The organism is Streptomyces sp. NPDC091682 (genome assembly GCF_044756625.1).
Classification (GTDB): domain Bacteria; phylum Actinomycetota; class Actinomycetes; order Streptomycetales; family Streptomycetaceae; genus Streptomyces.
Map to the genome: position 1 here is coordinate 390,942 of NZ_JBIVTH010000006.1, position 16,622 is coordinate 407,563.

The 16,622-nt window shown below is 71.4% G+C and carries 12 protein-coding genes; 10 read left to right on the plus strand and 2 right to left on the minus strand.

Features of this window, described 5'->3' with window-relative positions; all coding sequences use genetic code 11:
* The first annotated feature begins 148 nt into the window (after window positions 1-148).
* The 8 genes from ACIQK6_RS17125 to ACIQK6_RS17160 all read left to right on the plus strand — a co-directional run bounded on the left by ACIQK6_RS17125 (window position 149) and on the right by ACIQK6_RS17160 (window position 9,948).
* Window positions 149-1,666, plus strand: a complete 1,518-nt coding sequence (locus ACIQK6_RS17125; RefSeq protein ID WP_329098796.1) for a gamma-aminobutyraldehyde dehydrogenase — start codon at window positions 149-151, stop codon at window positions 1,664-1,666.
* Between the two features lie 69 nt (window positions 1,667-1,735).
* On the plus strand, window positions 1,736-2,986 hold the full coding sequence (locus tag ACIQK6_RS17130) for a spermidine/putrescine ABC transporter substrate-binding protein (protein ID WP_329098795.1): 1,251 nt from the start codon (window positions 1,736-1,738) through the stop codon (window positions 2,984-2,986).
* A gap of 129 nt (window positions 2,987-3,115) precedes the next feature.
* Complete coding sequence (locus ACIQK6_RS17135) at window positions 3,116-4,264, plus strand: ABC transporter ATP-binding protein (RefSeq protein ID WP_329098794.1); 1,149 nt, start codon at window positions 3,116-3,118, stop codon at window positions 4,262-4,264.
* Window positions 4,261-5,190 carry an ABC transporter permease gene (locus tag ACIQK6_RS17140; protein WP_329098793.1) on the plus strand — a complete coding sequence of 310 codons (930 nt, stop codon included), beginning with the start codon at window positions 4,261-4,263 and terminating at the stop codon, window positions 5,188-5,190. Before ACIQK6_RS17135 ends, ACIQK6_RS17140 begins: the two co-directional genes overlap by 4 nt.
* Window positions 5,190-5,996 (plus strand): ABC transporter permease, encoded by an 807-nt coding sequence (locus ACIQK6_RS17145; protein WP_030718627.1) that lies wholly within the window; start codon window positions 5,190-5,192, stop codon window positions 5,994-5,996. The genes ACIQK6_RS17140 and ACIQK6_RS17145 overlap by 1 nt, the downstream gene beginning before the upstream one ends.
* Window positions 5,997-6,038: 42 nt before the next feature.
* Window positions 6,039-7,457, plus strand: a complete 1,419-nt coding sequence (locus tag ACIQK6_RS17150; RefSeq protein WP_329098792.1) for an FAD-dependent oxidoreductase — start codon at window positions 6,039-6,041, stop codon at window positions 7,455-7,457.
* A 151-nt stretch (window positions 7,458-7,608) separates the two neighbouring features.
* Window positions 7,609-8,109, plus strand: coding sequence for a hypothetical protein (locus ACIQK6_RS17155; protein WP_402695011.1), 501 nt, complete (start codon window positions 7,609-7,611; stop codon window positions 8,107-8,109).
* A gap of 45 nt (window positions 8,110-8,154) precedes the next feature.
* Window positions 8,155-9,948, plus strand: a complete 1,794-nt coding sequence (locus tag ACIQK6_RS17160) for a chitinase (protein WP_402695030.1) — start codon at window positions 8,155-8,157, stop codon at window positions 9,946-9,948.
* Here ACIQK6_RS17160 and ACIQK6_RS17165 read toward each other — a convergent pair.
* Both ACIQK6_RS17165 and gabT read right to left on the minus strand, forming a co-directional pair.
* Window positions 9,933-10,751 carry a phosphatase PAP2 family protein gene (locus ACIQK6_RS17165; RefSeq protein ID WP_402695012.1) on the minus strand — a complete coding sequence of 273 codons (819 nt, stop codon included), beginning with the start codon at window positions 10,749-10,751 and terminating at the stop codon, window positions 9,933-9,935. The genes ACIQK6_RS17160 and ACIQK6_RS17165 overlap by 16 nt on opposite strands.
* 142 nt (window positions 10,752-10,893) lie before the next feature.
* Complete coding sequence (gene gabT / locus ACIQK6_RS17170) at window positions 10,894-12,240, minus strand: 4-aminobutyrate--2-oxoglutarate transaminase (protein ID WP_030012869.1); 1,347 nt, start codon at window positions 12,238-12,240, stop codon at window positions 10,894-10,896.
* Between the two features lie 252 nt (window positions 12,241-12,492).
* On the opposite strand from gabT, the gene ACIQK6_RS17175 reads away from it, so the two are divergent.
* Window positions 12,493-14,856, plus strand: coding sequence for an ATP/GTP-binding protein (locus ACIQK6_RS17175; protein ID WP_402695013.1), 2,364 nt, complete (start codon window positions 12,493-12,495; stop codon window positions 14,854-14,856).
* 135 nt (window positions 14,857-14,991) lie between these two features.
* Window positions 14,992-16,578 carry a PucR family transcriptional regulator gene (locus tag ACIQK6_RS17180; protein WP_329098787.1) on the plus strand — a complete coding sequence of 529 codons (1,587 nt, stop codon included), beginning with the start codon at window positions 14,992-14,994 and terminating at the stop codon, window positions 16,576-16,578.
* Window positions 16,579-16,622 lie beyond the last annotated feature (44 nt).

Below are 16,622 nucleotides of genomic sequence, written 5' to 3' on the forward strand. Positions count from 1 at the left end.
GGTGTGCCTCGACACATGGTCGACCGATTCCGTCGCGTAATCAAAAGGCAACAACGGAATCACTTGGCCGAGGGCGTCACCTCTGCCAGGATCGGCACTCAATTCGAGCTGTAGCTCGAACTGTAGCTACGGAGAGCGTGAGAGCGTTATGGGCAACCGCTTCCAGGTCAAGGACCGCTTCGCGGACGGCGCGCAGTACATCGACGGGCGGCTGAGGTCCGGCACCTCCGGACAGTCACACACCGTGGTCGATCCGGCGACCGGCGACGAGGTCCTGACCTACGAGCTCGCGAGCACCGCGGACGTCGACGAGGCCGTCGCCGCCGCCAAGAGGGCCTTCCCGGGCTGGTCCGGCGCCACCCCCGGCGAGCGTTCGGACGCCCTGCACCGGCTGGCGGCCGTACTGGCCGAGCAGGCGGAGGACTTCGCGTACGCCGAATCCCTCCAGTGCGGCAAGCCGATCAAGCTGTCCACGGAGTTCGACGTACCGGGCACCATCGACAACACCACCTTCTTCGCGGGCGCCGCCCGCCACCTCCAGGGGCAGGCGGCCGCCGAGTACTCGGGCGACCACACCTCCTACGTACGCCGCGAGGCCATCGGGGTCGTCGGCTCGATCGCGCCCTGGAACTATCCGCTCCAGATGGCCGCCTGGAAGATCCTTCCGGCGATCGCCGCGGGCAACACCATCGTCCTCAAGCCCGCCGAGCTCACCCCGCTGACCTCCCTGATGTTCGCGCAGGCGGCCAAGGACGCGGGCCTGCCCGACGGCGTGATCAACATCGTCACCGGTGCCGGCCGCGAGGCCGGAGAGCACCTGGTGGGCCACCCCGACGTGGTGATGACCTCCTTCACCGGCTCCACCGCCGTCGGCAAGCGGGTCGCCGAGATCGCCACCGCCACCGTCAAGCGGCTCCACCTGGAGCTCGGCGGCAAGGCCCCCTTCCTCGTCTTCGACGACGCCGACCCGGAGGCCGCCGCGCACGGCGCCGTCGCCGCCTCCCTCATCAACACCGGCCAGGACTGCACGGCCGCCACCCGTGCCTACGTCCAGCGCCCCCTGTACGACGCCTTCGTCGCCCGGGTGGCCGAGCTGATGGAGGGCGTCCGCCTCGGCGACCCCTTCGCGCCCACCACCGACCTGGGCCCGCTGGTCTCGCACGCCCAGCGCGACCGGGTGGCCGCCTTCGTCGAGCGCGCCCGCGCCTACGCCACCGTCGTCACCGGCGGCGAGATCCCGGCCGGGGACCTCGCCGAGGGCGCGTACTACCGCCCCACCCTCATCGCCGGCGCCGCCCAGGACAGCGAGGTGGTCCAGTCCGAGATCTTCGGCCCGGTCCTCGTCGTCCTGCCCTTCGACACCGACGACGAGGGCCTCGCGCTCGCCAACGACACCCCGTACGGACTCGCGGCCTCCGCCTGGAGCCGTGACCTCTACCGGGCGAACCGGGCCACCCGCGAGATCAAGGCGGGCTGCGTCTGGGTCAACGACCACATTCCGATCATCAGCGAGATGCCCCACGGGGGCTACAAGGCCAGCGGCTTCGGAAAGGACATGTCGACCTACTCCTTCGAGGAGTACACGCAGGTCAAGCACGTGATGTACGACAACACCGCGGTAGCCGAGAAGGACTGGCACCGCACGATCTTCGGGGACCGTCCGTAACCATCCGCGGCCGACGCCGCGTGGGCCCACCGCCTGACCAGCGGTACACCTCCCGAAAGGGCACAGCGCATGGAGCAGTTCGAGCCCGACCGCCTCTCAGCGGCGCAACTCGCCGCGATGCGGCGCAGCCTCACCAGCGGGCGCGGGGCCCTCACCCGCCGCTCGCTGCTGCGCGCCTCCGGAGTCGGAGCGCTCACCCTCGGAGGGCTGTCCGCCCTCACCGCGTGCGGGATCCCGCCCGCCAAGCGCGAGGGCGACGCGGCCGTGGCCTCCGACGACCACTCGGACCGGGAGAAGGAGATCAACTTCTCCAACTGGACCGAGTACATGGACACCAGCGAGGACGAGAAGAGCCGTCCCACGCTGGAGGAGTTCACCAAGCGGACCGGCATCAAGGTCAAGTACACCGAGGACATCAACGACAACGTCGAGTTCTTCGGCAAGATCCGCCCCCAGCTCGCGGCCGGCCAGGACACCGGCCGCGACCTGATCGTCGTCACCGACTGGCTCGCCGCCCGCATCATCCGCCTCGGCTGGGCGCAGAAGCTGGACCCCGCGCACCTCCCGCACGCCTACGCCAACCTGATCCCGCAGTTCCGCACCCCCGACTGGGACCCGGGACGGTCCTACAGCTACCCCTGGACCGGCATCGACACCGTCATCGCCTACAACGAGAAGGCGACCGGCGGCAAGAAGGTCGACTCCGTCACCCAACTGCTCGACGACCCCTCCCTCAAGGGCCGCGTCGGCTTCCTCACCGAGATGCGCGACAGCGTCGGCATGACCCTGCTCGACCAGGGCAAGGACCCGGCGACCTTCACCACCGCCGACTTCGACGAGGCCATCGGACGGCTCCAGAAGGGCGTGGACAAGAACCAGATACGCCGCTTCACCGGCAACGACTACACCTCCGACCTCGACAAGGGCGACCTCGCCGCCTGCCTCGCCTGGGCCGGCGACGTCATCCAGCTCCAGGCCGGAAACCCGGACATCAAGTACGCCATCCCGGCCCCCGGATACATCACCTCCAGCGACAACCTGCTGGTCCCCGCCAAGGCCCGGCACAAGGCCAACGCGGAGAAGCTCATCGACTTCTACTACGAGCCCGAGATCGCCGCCCAGCTGGCCGCGTACATCAGCTACGTCTGCCCGGTCGAGGGCGTCAAGGACGAGCTGGCCAAGATCGACCCCGCGCTCGCGGACAACCCCCTGATCGTCCCGGACAAGGCGATGGCCGCCAAGGCCCACGCCTTCCGCTCCCTCACCAGCGAGGAAGAGACGGCGTACGAGGAGAAGTTCGCCAAGCTCATCGGCGCCTGACGCACGCCCTGCGGCGAGCCGATCCCGCCGGACCGCGGCGCCGCCCGCCGGACCCTTCCGGCGGCGGCCCGGCCCGGACCGCTCCGCCGAGCCTTCGACCCCTTGCCCCACCCAACCCCGGGACCATCCATGACTGACAAGACCGCGGGCGGCGATGTCCGCCTCTCCGGGATCAGCAAGCACTACGGCACCTTCACCGCCGTGCACCCGCTGGACCTGACCATCCCCCAGGGCTCCTTCTTCGCCCTGCTCGGCGCCTCGGGCTGCGGGAAGACCACCACGCTGCGCATGATCGCCGGCCTGGAGGAGCCCTCCACCGGCACGGTGCACCTCGGCGACCGGGAGGTCACCGACCTCCAGCCGTACAAGCGCCCGGTCAACACGGTCTTCCAGAGCTACGCGCTCTTCCCGCACCTGAGCATCTTCGAGAACGTCGCCTTCGGGCTGCGCCGCCGCGGCATCAAGTCGGTCAAGAAGCAGGTCGACGACATGCTGGAGCTGGTCCAGCTCGGCCAGTTCGCCCAGCGCAAGCCGCACCAGCTCTCCGGCGGCCAGCAGCAGCGCGTCGCCGTGGCCCGCGCGCTGATCAACCACCCGCAGGTGCTCCTCCTCGACGAACCGCTCGGCGCCCTCGACCTCAAGCTGCGCCGCCAGATGCAGCTGGAGCTCAAGCGGATCCAGACCGAGGTCGGCATCACCTTCGTGCACGTCACGCACGACCAGGAGGAGGCCATGACCATGGCCGACACGGTCGCCGTGATGAACGGCGGCCGCGTCGAGCAGCTGGGCGCCCCCGCCGAGCTCTACGAGAACCCGGGCACCACCTTCGTGGCCAACTTCCTCGGCACCTCGAACCTGATCGAGGCCTCGGTGGAATCCGCCGGATCCGAGGTCGTCGTCTCCGCTTCCGGTGCCACCCTCCGGCTGCCCGCCGCCCGATGTTCGACCACGCCCCGCGCCGGCGGGAAGCTGCTGGTCGGTGTGCGCCCGGAGAAGGTGTCCCTGGTCCCGGCCGAGGAGGAGGACACCATAGCGACGGGCCGGAACAAGGTCACCGGCCGCATAGCCGCCTCCTCCTTCATCGGAGTCTCCACCCAGTTCGTCATCGACAGCCCCGTCTGCCCCGAGCTCGAGGTCTACGTCCAGAACATCGAGCGCGACGGCCGCCTGGTCCCGGGCGCCGAGGTGGTCCTGCACTGGAACCCGGAGCACACCTTCGGCCTCGACGCGGCCCAGGACATCGACGCGGGCATCGAGACGGTGGAGGAGGGCGCATGACGACCACCGCGGCGCCGCCCCAGGCGCCCGCCTCCACCGAACCCCCGGTGCACAAGGCGTCCCTGCGCAAGCGGCTGGTCCCGTACTGGCTGCTGCTCCCCGGCATCCTGTGGCTGCTGGTGTTCTTCGTCCTGCCGATGGTCTACCAGGCCTCCACCTCGGTGCAGACCGGCTCCCTCGAAGAGGGCTTCCAGGTCACCTGGCACTTCGGGACCTACTGGGACGCCTTCACCGAGTACTACCCGCAGTTCCTGCGCTCCCTGCTCTACGCGGGCACCGCGACCGCGCTGTGCCTGCTGCTCGGGTACCCGCTGGCCTACCTGATCGCCTTCAAGGCCGGCCGCTGGCGCAACCTGCTGCTCGTCCTGGTGATCGCCCCGTTCTTCACCAGCTTCCTGATCCGCACGCTGGCCTGGAAGACGATCCTGGCCGACGGCGGCCCGGTGGTCGCCGTCCTCAACAACATCGGGTTCCTCGACGTCACCAGCTGGCTCGGCATGACCGAGGGGGACCGGGTGCTGGCCACGCCGCTCGCGGTGGTCTGCGGCCTGACGTACAACTTCCTCCCCTTCATGATCCTGCCGCTGTACTCCTCGCTGGAGCGCATCGACACCCGACTCCACGAGGCGGCCGGGGACCTGTACGCCCGCCCCGCCACGGTCTTCCGGAAGGTGACCTTCCCGCTTTCGATGCCGGGCGTGGTCTCCGGGACCCTGCTCACCTTCATCCCGGCGAGCGGTGACTACGTGAACGCCGAGCTGCTCGGCTCCACGGACACCCGGATGATCGGCAACGTCATCCAGTCGCAGTACCTGCGGATCCTCGACTACCCGACGGCGGCCGCGCTGTCCTTCATTCTCATGGCCATCGTGCTGATCATGGTGACCATCTACATCCGCCGAGCGGGGACGGAGGACCTGGTCTGATGCGCAATCCCCTCACCTGGCTCCGGCGCAACCTGGTCGTCATCGCGGGCCTCGGCACGCTCGCGTACATGATCCTGCCGAACGTCGTCGTCACCGTCTTCTCCTTCAACAACCCCACCGGGCGGTTCAACTACGCCTGGCAGGAGTTCTCCCTCGACGCGTGGAAGGACCCCTGTGGGGTCGCCGACATGTGCGGCTCCCTGTCCCTCTCGCTCCAGATCGCCCTCTGGTCCACCCTGGTCGCGACCGCGCTGGGCACCGCGATCGCCTTCGCGCTCGTGCGCTACCGCTTCCGGGCGCGCGGGGCGGTCAACTCGCTGATCTTCCTGCCCATGGCCATGCCCGAGATCGTGATGGCGGCCTCGCTGCTCGCGCTCTTCCTTAACATGGGCATCCAGCTGGGCTTCTGGACGATCCTGATCGCGCACATCATGTTCTGCCTCAGCTTCGTCGTCGCCGCCGTCAAGGCGCGCGTCCTGTCCATGGACCCGCGGCTGGAGGAGGCCGCCCGCGACCTCTACGCCGGCCCGGTGCAGACCTTCGTACGGGTCACCCTGCCGATCGCGGCACCCGGTATCGCGGCGGGCGCGCTGCTCTCCTTCGCGCTCTCGTTCGACGACTTCATCATCACCAACTTCAACTCGGGCAACACCGTCACCTTCCCCATGTTCGTGTGGGGATCGGCCCAACGCGGTACGCCCGTGCAGATCAACGTCATCGGTACGGCGATGTTCGTCATCGCGGTGCTGGTGGTCCTCGCCGGCCAGATGGTCGGCAACCGCCGCAAGAAGGCGCAACCGAAGTAATTCGGGAAAGCACGTCATCAGTTCCGTAGGGAGTTGGAAGCCATGGCCCCAGTCGCCATGCGTAGTGTTGCTGCATCACTTTCCGAAGCGAAGCCGGTCTCGTACTGGCTGGACGACCCCGGCAAGCCCGCCGCCGAGCCGGCGCTCACCTCTGACGAGCGCTGCGACCTGCTGGTCATCGGCGGCGGCTACAGCGGACTGTGGACCGCCCTGATCGCCAAGGAGCGCGACCCCGAACGGGACGTCGTGCTGATCGAGAGCAAGGAGGCGGGCTGGGCCGCCTCCGGCCGCAACGGCGGATTCTGCGCCGCCTCCCTCACCCACGGCCTCAGCAACGGGCTGGCCCGCTGGCCCGGCGAGCTGGCCAAGCTGGAGGAGCTGGGCGCCCGCAACCTCGACGCCATCGAGGAGGCCGTCGCCCGCTACGGCATCGACTGCGACTTCGAACGGACCGGCGAGATCGACGTCGCCACCGAACCGCACCAGGTCGAGGAGCTGCGCGAACTGCACGAGGAGGCGCTGCGCCTGGGGCTGGCCGACGGCTCGGAATGGCTGGACGGCGAGGCGGTGCGCGCCGAGGTCGACTCGCCGACCTTCCTCGCGGGCCTCTGGGACCGCAACGGCGTCGCGATGCTCAACCCGGCGAAGTTGGCCTGGGGCCTCAAGCGGGCCTGCCTGGAGCTCGGGGTGCGGATCTACGAGAACACCCGCGGCCTCAAGCTGGCCGCGGCCGGTTCCGGGATGACCGTGACGACCCCCTACGGCACGATCCTCGCGCGCCGGGTCGCCCTCGGCACCAACATCTTCCCCTCGCTGGTCCGCCGGGTCCGCCCGTTCACCGTCCCGGTCTACGACTACGCGCTGATGAGCGAGCCGCTCGACGAGGCCCAGCTGGCCGCGATCGGCTGGAAGGGGCGCCAGGGGCTCGGCGACAGCGCCAACCAGTTCCACTACTTCCGGATCACCCGCGACAACCGGATCCTGTGGGGCGGCTACGACGCGATCTACCCCTACCGGGGCAAGCTCGACTCCGAGTACGACCACCGCCCCGAGACCTACCTGAAGCTCGCGGAGCACTTCTTCACGGCCTTCCCGCAGCTGGAGGGGCTGAAGTTCAGCCACGCCTGGGGCGGTGCGATCGACACCTGCTCGCGCTTCTCCGCCTTCTTCGGCACGGCGCACTCGGGGAAGGTGGCCTACGCCGCCGGTTACACCGGCCTCGGCGTGGGCGCCACCCGCTTCGGGGCGGACGTGATGCTGGACCTGTTGGACGGGCTCTCCACCGAGCGCACCCGGTTGGAGATGGTGAAGTCCAAGCCGATGCCGTTCCCGCCCGAGCCCTTCGCCTGGACCGGGATCGCGCTGACCAAGTGGTCGCTGGCCCGCGCGGACGCCCGCGGCGGACACCGGAACCTGTGGCTCAAGACGCTGGACCGCTTCGGCCTCGGCTTCGACAGCTAGGCCTCCTGAGCGCGTACCCCCGGCGTCCGACCGGCGGTCACCGTGTGACCCGATTCACTGCCACGGGGTAACGGAACCCGCGTCATACCTGCGCCCGGCCCCGCTCTCTCCAGGTGAGAACCCCTCACCTACAGGGAACGGAGGCCGGGCGATGACGATCCCGGGGGCCAAAGCGGCGGTGGAATGGCTGGTATCGGTGGCGCCGGATCCGGACGCCTGTCGGTGGGAGTGGGAGCGCAACCCCCTCGGGGTCGCCCTGCTGCCCGCCGGCCGCGGCTGGGACGTACTGATCCTGCCCGGGGAGCTGGGGCGGCCCACCCTTGACGTACTCGGCCTGTTGCTCGACCGGCCCGGCCCGGTGTTCGCCGATGCGGACGACTCCCGGCTGGGCTTCTTCGTACCGGCCGGCACGGCGTCGGGGTGGCTCGGCACGGGCGTGCGCAGTGCCGGGCAAGGGAGTTGGATCGTGGTCCCGTATCCCGGCCGGGCGACCGGCGGGGTGCGCTGGCTGGTGCTCCCGGACGGCGAAGGGACGCTCACCGATCCGGCCGTGCTGGAGCTGGCGATGCACGAGGCGGCCGCGCGCGTGCTGACGGAGGTGACCGGAAGCCTTGACAAGGGTATTGGTCTGGACCATCTTGGGCGCCGCTGACCCCCTCCATCCCCCCATGTACCGGAGGCAGTTGTGCGCAGAGCCATATCCGTCCTCACGGCCGCCGCCCTCGCGGTGGCCGGCTTCCTCGCCGCGGGCCCGCCGGCCGCGGCGGCCGACGCCGACCTCGTACGCAACGGAGGCTTCGAAGCGGGCCTCGACGGCTGGAGCTGCCCGGGCGGCAGCGGAGCCGTCGTCACCACACCCGTCCACGGCGGAAGTTCCGCCTTACGGGCCACCCCGGTCGGCCAGGACAACGCCCGCTGCTCCCAGACCGTCACCGTCAAGCCCGACTCCACGTACACGCTCGGCGCGTGGGTGCAGGGCGCGTACGTCTACCTCGGCGCGACCGGCACCGGCACCACCGACGTGTCGACCTGGACGCAGTCCCCGGGGGCCTGGAAGCAGCTGACCGCCACCTTCCGCACCGGCCCGGCCACGACCTCGGTGACGGTCCACACCCACGGCTGGTACGGCCAGCCCGCCCATGTCACCGACGACCTCACCCTGGTCGGCCCGGACCCCGGCGGTCCCGGGCAGCCCCGACCTCCGGCCGCCCCCACCGGCCTGACCGCCTCCGCCACCTCCTCGACCTCGGTCGCCCTGTCCTGGGTGCCGGTCCCGGGCGCCACCTCGTACACCGTGCACCGGGACGGCGCGGCGCCCCTGAGCGTCACCTCCGCCCCGGCGGCCGTGACCGGCCTCGCCGCGGCCACCACGTACACCTTCCGGGTCAGCGCGGTGAACGCGGCGGGCGAGTCCCCGCAGAGCGCGCCCGCCTCCGCGACCACGCCCGGCGGTGGCGGTGGCGGCGGTGGCGGCCTCCCCGCCCGCGCGCTCGTCGGATACCTGCACGCGAGCTTCGCCAACGGCTCCGGATACGTCCGGATGGCCGACGTGCCCGAATCCTGGGACGTCATCAACCTCGCGTTCGGCGAACCGACCTCGGTGACCTCGGGCGACATCCGCTTCCGGCTCTGCCCGGTCGCGGAATGCCCGAACGTCGAATCCGCGGGGGAGTTCAAGGCCGCGATCAAGGCCAAGCAGGCGGCCGGCAAGAAGGTGCTGATCTCCATCGGGGGCCAGAACGGTCAGGTCCAGCTGGCGAGCACGGCCGCCCGGGACGCCTTCGTCTCCTCCGTCAGCAAGATCATCGACGAGTACGGCCTCAACGGCCTGGACATCGACTTCGAGGGCCACTCCCTGTCCTTGGCCACCGGGGACACCGACTTCCGGGCGCCCACCACCGCGGTCGTCGTCAACCTGATCTCGGCCGTGAAGACCTTGAAGGCCAAGTACGGCCCGGACTTCGTCCTGACCATGGCCCCGGAGACCTTCTTCGTCCAGCTGGGCTACCAGTACTACGGCTCCGGTCCCTGGGGCGGCCAGGACCCGCGCGCCGGCGCGTACCTCCCGGTCATCCACGCCCTGCGCGACGACCTCACCCTGCTCCACGTCCAGGACTACAACTCCGGACCGATCATGGGCCTGGACAACCAGTACCACTCCATGGGCGGCGCGGACTTCCACATCGCCATGACCGACATGCTGCTCACCGGCTTCCCGGTCGCCGGGAACACGGCCCGGGTCTTCCCGGCCCTGCGTCCGGACCAGGTCGCCATCGGCCTCCCGGCCACGACCAACGCGGGCAACGGGCACACCCCGCCCGCGGAAGTGACCGGGGCGCTGAACTGCCTGACGAAGAAGACCGACTGCGGGACCTACCGGACCCACGGCACCTGGCCGGGGCTGCGCGGCCTGATGACCTGGTCGATCAACTGGGACCGCTTCGGAGGCTGGGAGTTCAGCCGGAACTTCGACGCCTACTTCGGCGGCTGATACGGCCGAGGCGGCTGCCCCGTCCGGCCCGGCTGATCCGTCCGGCCCCTCCGGACGGCCCACGCCACGCCGAGCAGCAGGGGAGTGCAGAGCAGCAGGCTGGCCAGTACGTCCAGCGGCCAGTGCCACCCCCGCAGGACCAGCCCGACGGCCGTCGCCCCCGTGAGGACCAGGGCGGCGGCCGTCGGCCATGCCCGGCGGGCGTACGGGCGCACGAGCAGGGCCGCGCCGAGGTAGGCGACGGCCGCGGTGGCCGTGTGGCCCGAGGGGAAGTAGCCGGCGGCCCAGGGTTCCAGGGGGCCGGGCCGGGCGGTCCACGCCTTGAACGGGATGACCAGGGCCGGCACCAGGGCCATCGCCAGGCCCGCGGCCCCGGCGGCCAGCGCCCGCCCGCGCCGTGCGGAGTAGGCCATGGCCAGGATGAGGACGGGCACCGCGACCGGGATGTCGCCGAGGTCGGAGAGGCGCTCGGTGACGGAATCCGGGACCGTGCGCACCAGGGTGCGGCTCAGCGCGTGGTCCGGGGTCAGCAGCGGGCCGGAGACCAGCACCTGCCAGGTGACCAGGGAGAAGAAGAGACCGCAGAGCGCGGCGATCAGGAGAGGAGTGGCCGGCCGTCCCGGAACAGGGGGGATGGTTCCGGGACGGCCGCCCAGATCGGGTTGCCGGGCGCCCCGGGGGGTTTGGGGCGAACGGCCGTCCGATCGGTGAGGAGTGTGCGCGAACGCATGCCCAGAACGGTGCTGGGGAAGCCCCGTACTGGTGTCGCCCCCGGAATCCCTGGAGCGGGGTGTCTCACTCATCTGCAGAAACCGTACGGCAGTGGAAGGGGGACCGACAGCAGGAACGCGCTCCCGCCATCGGCCCCCCACACCTTCTTCACAGCGTCCGCCCGTTACCACCGGTAGGGGCCGGTCGCTGCGTGCGAACGTTCTAGCCGTTCGATCAGATGGCCGTGCCGATGGCCGCGAACGCGGCCTCGATGAGGTCCAGGCCCTCGTTCAGCAGGTCCTCGCCGATGACGATCGGCGGGAGGAAGCGGAGCACGTTGCCGTAGGTGCCGCAGGTGAGGACGAGCAGGCCCTCGGCGTGGCAGGCCTTGGCGAGCGCGCCGGCCGCCTCCGGGAACGGGGTCTTGGACACCGGGTCCTTGACCAGCTCGATCGCGATCATGGCGCCGCGGCCGCGGATGTCGCCGATGATGTCGTACTTCTCCTGCATGGCCGTCAGGCGGGCCTTCATGACGGACTCGATCTTCTTCGCCGCGGCGTTGAGGTCGAGCTCCTTCATGGTCTCGATGGAGCCGAGCGCACCGGCGCAGGCCACCGGGTTACCGCCGTAGGTGCCACCCAGGCCACCCGCGTGCGCGGCGTCCATGATCTCGGCGCGGCCGGTCACGGCGGCGAGCGGCAGACCGCCCGCGATGCCCTTGGCGGTGGTGATCAGGTCCGGGACGATGCCCTCGTCCTCGCACGCGAACCACTGGCCGGTGCGGCAGAAGCCGGACTGGATCTCGTCGGCGACGAAGACGATGCCGTTGTCGTTGGCGAACTTCACGATCGCGGGCAGGAAGCCCTTCGCCGGCTCGATGAAGCCGCCCTCGCCGAGGACCGGCTCGATGATGATCGCGGCGACGTTCTCGGCGCCGATCTGCTTGGTGATCTGGTCGATCGCCTGGGCGGCGGCCTCGGGGCCGCAGTTCTCGGCACCGGTGGGCCAGCGGTAGCCGTAGGCGACCGGGACGCGGTAGACCTCGGGGGCGAACGGACCGAAGCCCTGCTTGTACGGCATGTTCTTCGCGGTCAGCGCCATGGTGAGGTTCGTACGGCCGTGGTAGCCGTGGTCGAAGACGACGACGGCCTGGCGCTTGGTGTACGAACGGGCGATCTTGACGGCGTTCTCGACGGCCTCGGCACCGGAGTTGAACAGGGCCGACTTCTTGGCGTGGGTGCCCGGGGTCAGCTCGGCGAGGGCCTCGCAGACCTCGACGTAGCCCTCGTACGGGGTGACCATGAAACAGGTGTGGGTGAAGTCGGCGAGCTGCGCGGAGGCGCGGCGCACCACGGCCTCGGCGGAGGCGCCGACCGAGGTCACGGCGATGCCGGAACCGAAGTCGATCAGGCGGTTGCCGTCGACGTCCTCGATGATGCCGCCGCCCGCGCGGGCCGTGAAGACGGGCAGCACGGAGCCCACGCCACCGGCCACGGTCTGGAGGCGGCGGGCCTGCAGCTCCTGCGACTTGGGGCCGGGGATCGCGGTGACGATCTTGCGCTCCTGCGGAACAGCGGTCATAGGGGGCTCCTGGGGGGTGTTTTCGGACGCACTTGTCTCTTTGTCCGCAGGCTAGGCCCGGGAGCGGGGGTCCTGCATGCTCCGTTCGGTAGTGATCACCGCGTGTCCTTGTCCGTGACGGCCATAGGAAGGACACGAGCGCGGGTCCTGCGGACGGCACGGCGAACGGGAGAGCCAGTAGGGGCCCACGGCCGACGCCGGGCAACTACATTGAGCGACGCAGCGCAGGCACGGGCAGGGGGCAGGGGTTTCATGGACACCAACGGCATGCACGACGGCCAGGCGACGCATCGAGGCCACGTGCCCAGGCCGACCGCCCCACCCCCAGTCCCCCCGCACGTCCCCCTACCTCCAGTCCCTCCGAAGCCGGTCCACGCACCGGCCGCGGGCCCCACGATTGCGGACTGGGCCCGTGCCCCGCGGCCGCACGCAGAACCAGGCGTCTGGCGGTTCGGGCACGAACCCCGCAAGGGGGAGGAGGCGGAGGCCGCCACCGACCGGTCGTTGCTGATCGGCGCGGTCATCTCGTTCTTGGCGTGTGTACTGCTCTGGTCCCTGCTGACCAACAACTACGTCCCCCACGTCGACGTCCCGTTGAAGCTCTTCACCCCCCGGGACTGGTGGGAGTTTGGCGGCAAAGCCGTCGACCACCGGGGCCGGGCGGCACTGCAGGCCTACGAGCTGCTGCTGACCGGAGCGCTGGTCTTCTGGTTCAGCCGGCTGGGCTCCTGGGGCCTGGCCTTCGAGAGGCTCGTCGCGGCACGCGGACCCGGCGCCCGTGTCGCAGGCGCGGCAGCCGCAGCCCTCTTCGTCGCGATGCTCATCGCGACGAACGCCTTGCCCGCAGACCGCCTGCTCTTCAGTCACCTTCCCTACGGCGAGATGGGGAGCGTGGCCATGCTCGCCGCCGGCCTTTTGAAAGTGCTTCTGTACGGACCCGTCGTCTACCTCTTCCTCCGGCTGGCGGGGTGGCGGGGTCCGCGCGGCCGCTCCGCATCGCTGGCGACCGCTGCGGCGGTCACCCCCGCCCACCCCCAGACGGGCACCCCCGACGACCCCGCGCGCTGGCCCCAGCTGCGGGCCGCCGGCTTGGCGGATGCTGCCGAGCGGCTGGAGGCGGAAGCCGGGGGCGGGCGGATGAACGACGTGGACTACACCCGGATCCGGCGGGCGTGGGACTCCGTGCGCGTCGACCCCTCGCGGATGCAGGCCTTCGCCGACGCCGTGCGCGACAAGGGCGCTGGGGCCTGTGTGCACCCGTCCGGGGCGCGGGACCTGCCCGTGCGGACCGCCCGGCACGATCTGCTGGCCCGGCAGGTGCTGCTGGGCACCGTGGAGGACGGCGTCCGCAACCCTTACTCCCGCCGCGGTACCGCCCTCGCCCTCGACCCCGACGTGCTCGGCACCTCCCTGCTCGCCGTCGGGCCCTCCGGCACCGGCAAGACCCGGCGGTTGGTGCGGCCCGTCGTCGAGTCGCTGTCGCTCCAGGCCCTCGCCGGACAGGCTGCCGTCGTCGCCGTCGGAGCGGCCGGCGCCCAGCTCGGGCCGGACGACGCCTTCGACGTCGTGGTCCGGGTGGGCGATCCCGCCTCCGTCTACGACCTCGACCTCTACGGCGGCGCCACCGACCCCGACGAGGCCGCCACCCTGCTCGCCGAGGCCTTCGTCGGGGACGTCCCCGGGATCGACGTACGCCGGGCCGCGACCGCCCTCGCTCAGCTCCTCGGGCCGTTCCGGGCGGCGTACGACCGCTTCCCGACCGTGCCCGAACTGCGCGAGCTGCTCGACCAGGTCCCCACCGCCTTCGACGCGTTGCGCCGCGACCTCGCCGGACAGCACGCCATGCTGCGCGAACTCGACGCCCGGACCCGCCAGCACGGCGCCCCCGCGGACCCCGGCCCCGCCCTCGCCGACCGGGTGGCCCTGCTGGACCGGCCCACCTTCGCCGGCTTCTTCGACACCACCGGCCAGGGCCGGCCGTTCTCGCTGCGCGCCTTGGAGCACCCGGTCCGTGTCCGCGTGGACCTGCCCGAGCGCGGGCACGCCGACGCCTCCCGGATGCTGGCCCGGCTGCTGCTCGCCCAGTTCAACGCCGCCGCGGCCGCCCGCACCGACCGCTCCCTCTTCGCCTTCCTCGCCTTCGACGACGCCTCCCACACCCTGACCGCCGAGACCGTGCGGGGCGTCCAGCGGCTGCGCTCGGCGCATGCGGGCGTCCTGCTCACGCTGCGCACGCTGGACGATGTACCGGAAGCGCTCCGGACACCCCTGCTCGGGGCGGTCGGCTGCCGGATGGCCTTCTCCGGAGTCGCCACCTGGGACGGCAAGCGGTTCGCCGAGACCTGGGGCACCGAGTGGGTGGAAACGCGGGACGTCACCCACCGCACCGTCTTCGCCGACCAGCCGCTCACCCGCCTGATGCACTCCTTCCGCAAGCTCGTCACCGGCAAGGCGGTCACCACGGACGCGGTGACCGTGCGCCAGGTGGAGCGGGAAAGGTGGTCCGCTTCGGACCTGGCGCACGCCGTGCCGCCGGGGCACGCGGTGCTGTCGCTGACCTCGGTGCGCGGGGAGCGAGCAGTTCCGCTGCTGGTCCGCCTGGCCGGAACGTCCTGACCCGCACCCCGACCCGTACGAGGTGGCAGAATCGAGGGGAGTCGTTCCTACGACACGGCGAAAGCCGTGGGCGGTCGGGCGGTCTGCTCGCTGGCCCTCCCCCTCGCCCCCTCCCGCTAAGGCCACTGGTACCCGATGCCGCTCACCCTCGCCTCACTCGTCCAGCACTCGGCGCTCAAGCTCAGCGTCCGGGCCGGGGAGGGGCGCCTCGACACTCCGGTGCGCTGGGCCCACGTCAGTGAGCTCGCCGACCCCGTCCCCTACATGGAGGGCGGGGAACTGCTCCTGATCACCGCGATGAAGCTGGACGCGGGGGACCCGGAGGAGATGCGCGCCTACGTGCGCCGCCTCGCCGCGGCCGGGGTCGTCGGCATCGGCTTCGCGATCGGCGTCAACTACGAGGAGATCCCCGAGGCGCTGGTCGAGGCCGCACGGACCGAGGACATGCCGCTGCTGGAGGTGCCCCGGCGGACCCCCTTCCTGGCGATCAGCAAGGCGGTCTCCGCTGCCCTCGCGGCGGACCAGTACCGGGCCGTCACCGCCGGCTTCGAGGCCCAGCGGGAGCTGACGCGCGCCGCGCTCTCCGTCGACGGCCCCACGGAGCTGCTCGTGAAGCTGGCCGCGCACGTGCACGGCTGGGCCGCGCTGTACGACACCTCGGGCGCCGTCGTCGCGGCCGCCCCCGACTGGGCCGCGCGCCGCGCCGCCCGGCTCACCCCCGACGTGGAACGGCTGCGGGAACGCCCGGCCCCCGCGAGCGCCGTGGTCGGCGGCTCCGAGGACCGCGTGGAACTTCAGTCCCTGGGCACGGGCCGACGGGCGCGCGGTGCGCTCGCCGTCGGCACAGCGGCCCCGCTGGGCACGGCCGAGCGGTATGCCGTCCACTCCGCGGTCGCGCTGCTCACCCTCACCACCGAGCGCTCGCGCTCGCTGCACGACGCCGAGTCCCGGCTGGGGGCGGCAGTGCTGCGGATGCTGCTCGCGGGCGAGGCGGACCACGCGCGGTCCGTGGCCGGCGACCTGTACGGGGCCCTGCTGGAGTCACCGTTCCGGCTCATCGTGGCCGAGCCGGCCCTGCCGGGGACCGCGCAGCCGGAAGGCCTGGCGCTGCTGTCCGACACGGTGGAGTCGGCGGCGGCACGGACCGGGGAGGCGCTGCTCGTCGTCCCGGAGGCGGGCCGGCTCGTGGTCCTGGCCTCCGACGGCGGCTCGGCCGTACAGGCGTGCGCGGACCACGCGGAGGCACTGGAGGCGCGGCGCGGCCGGGACGCGGCCGGGCCGGAGCCGGACGAGCTGGTGGTCGGCCTGTCCGCGCCGGCCGGACCGGGGGGCGTGGCAGCCGCCCTCAAGCAGGCCGACCAGGCCCTGGCCGTGGCCCGGCGCCGCGGCCGGCCGATGGTGGAGCACGAGGACATGGCGGCGGGCTCGGTCCTGCCGCTGCTGGCCGACGACGCCGTACGGGCCTTCGCGGACGGCACCCTGCGCGCCCTGCGGGAGCACGACGCGACCGGGCGCGGCGACCTGGTGGCCTCGCTCCAGGCCTGGCTCTCCCGCCACGGACAGTGGGACGCGGCCGCCGCCGACCTCGGCGTCCACCGGCACACCCTGCGCTACCGGATGAAGCGGGTCGAAGAGATCCTCGGCCGCTCCCTGGAGGACCCGGACGTCCGCATGGAACTGTGGCTCGCCCTCAAGGCGACCTCGACCTCGGCCCCGGCCTAGGCCTGGGCAGGAGCGCGCACCCGGCGGGCCGGACAGTGACAAAG

Coding starts and splice junctions, on each gene's coding strand:
- ACIQK6_RS17125 (WP_329098796.1), top strand. CDS start 149: ATGGGCAACCGCTTCCAGGTCAAGGACCGCTTCGCGGACGGCGCGCAG.
- ACIQK6_RS17130 (WP_329098795.1), top strand. CDS start 1,736: ATGGAGCAGTTCGAGCCCGACCGCCTCTCAGCGGCGCAACTCGCCGCG.
- ACIQK6_RS17135 (WP_329098794.1), top strand. CDS start 3,116: ATGACTGACAAGACCGCGGGCGGCGATGTCCGCCTCTCCGGGATCAGC.
- ACIQK6_RS17140 (WP_329098793.1), top strand. CDS start 4,261: ATGACGACCACCGCGGCGCCGCCCCAGGCGCCCGCCTCCACCGAACCC.
- ACIQK6_RS17145 (WP_030718627.1), top strand. CDS start 5,190: ATGCGCAATCCCCTCACCTGGCTCCGGCGCAACCTGGTCGTCATCGCG.
- ACIQK6_RS17150 (WP_329098792.1), top strand. CDS start 6,039: ATGGCCCCAGTCGCCATGCGTAGTGTTGCTGCATCACTTTCCGAAGCG.
- ACIQK6_RS17155 (WP_402695011.1), top strand. CDS start 7,609: ATGACGATCCCGGGGGCCAAAGCGGCGGTGGAATGGCTGGTATCGGTG.
- ACIQK6_RS17165 (WP_402695012.1), bottom strand. CDS start 10,751: ATGAGTGAGACACCCCGCTCCAGGGATTCCGGGGGCGACACCAGTACG.
- gabT (WP_030012869.1), bottom strand. CDS start 12,240: ATGACCGCTGTTCCGCAGGAGCGCAAGATCGTCACCGCGATCCCCGGC.
- ACIQK6_RS17175 (WP_402695013.1), top strand. CDS start 12,493: ATGGACACCAACGGCATGCACGACGGCCAGGCGACGCATCGAGGCCAC.
- ACIQK6_RS17180 (WP_329098787.1), top strand. CDS start 14,992: ATGCCGCTCACCCTCGCCTCACTCGTCCAGCACTCGGCGCTCAAGCTC.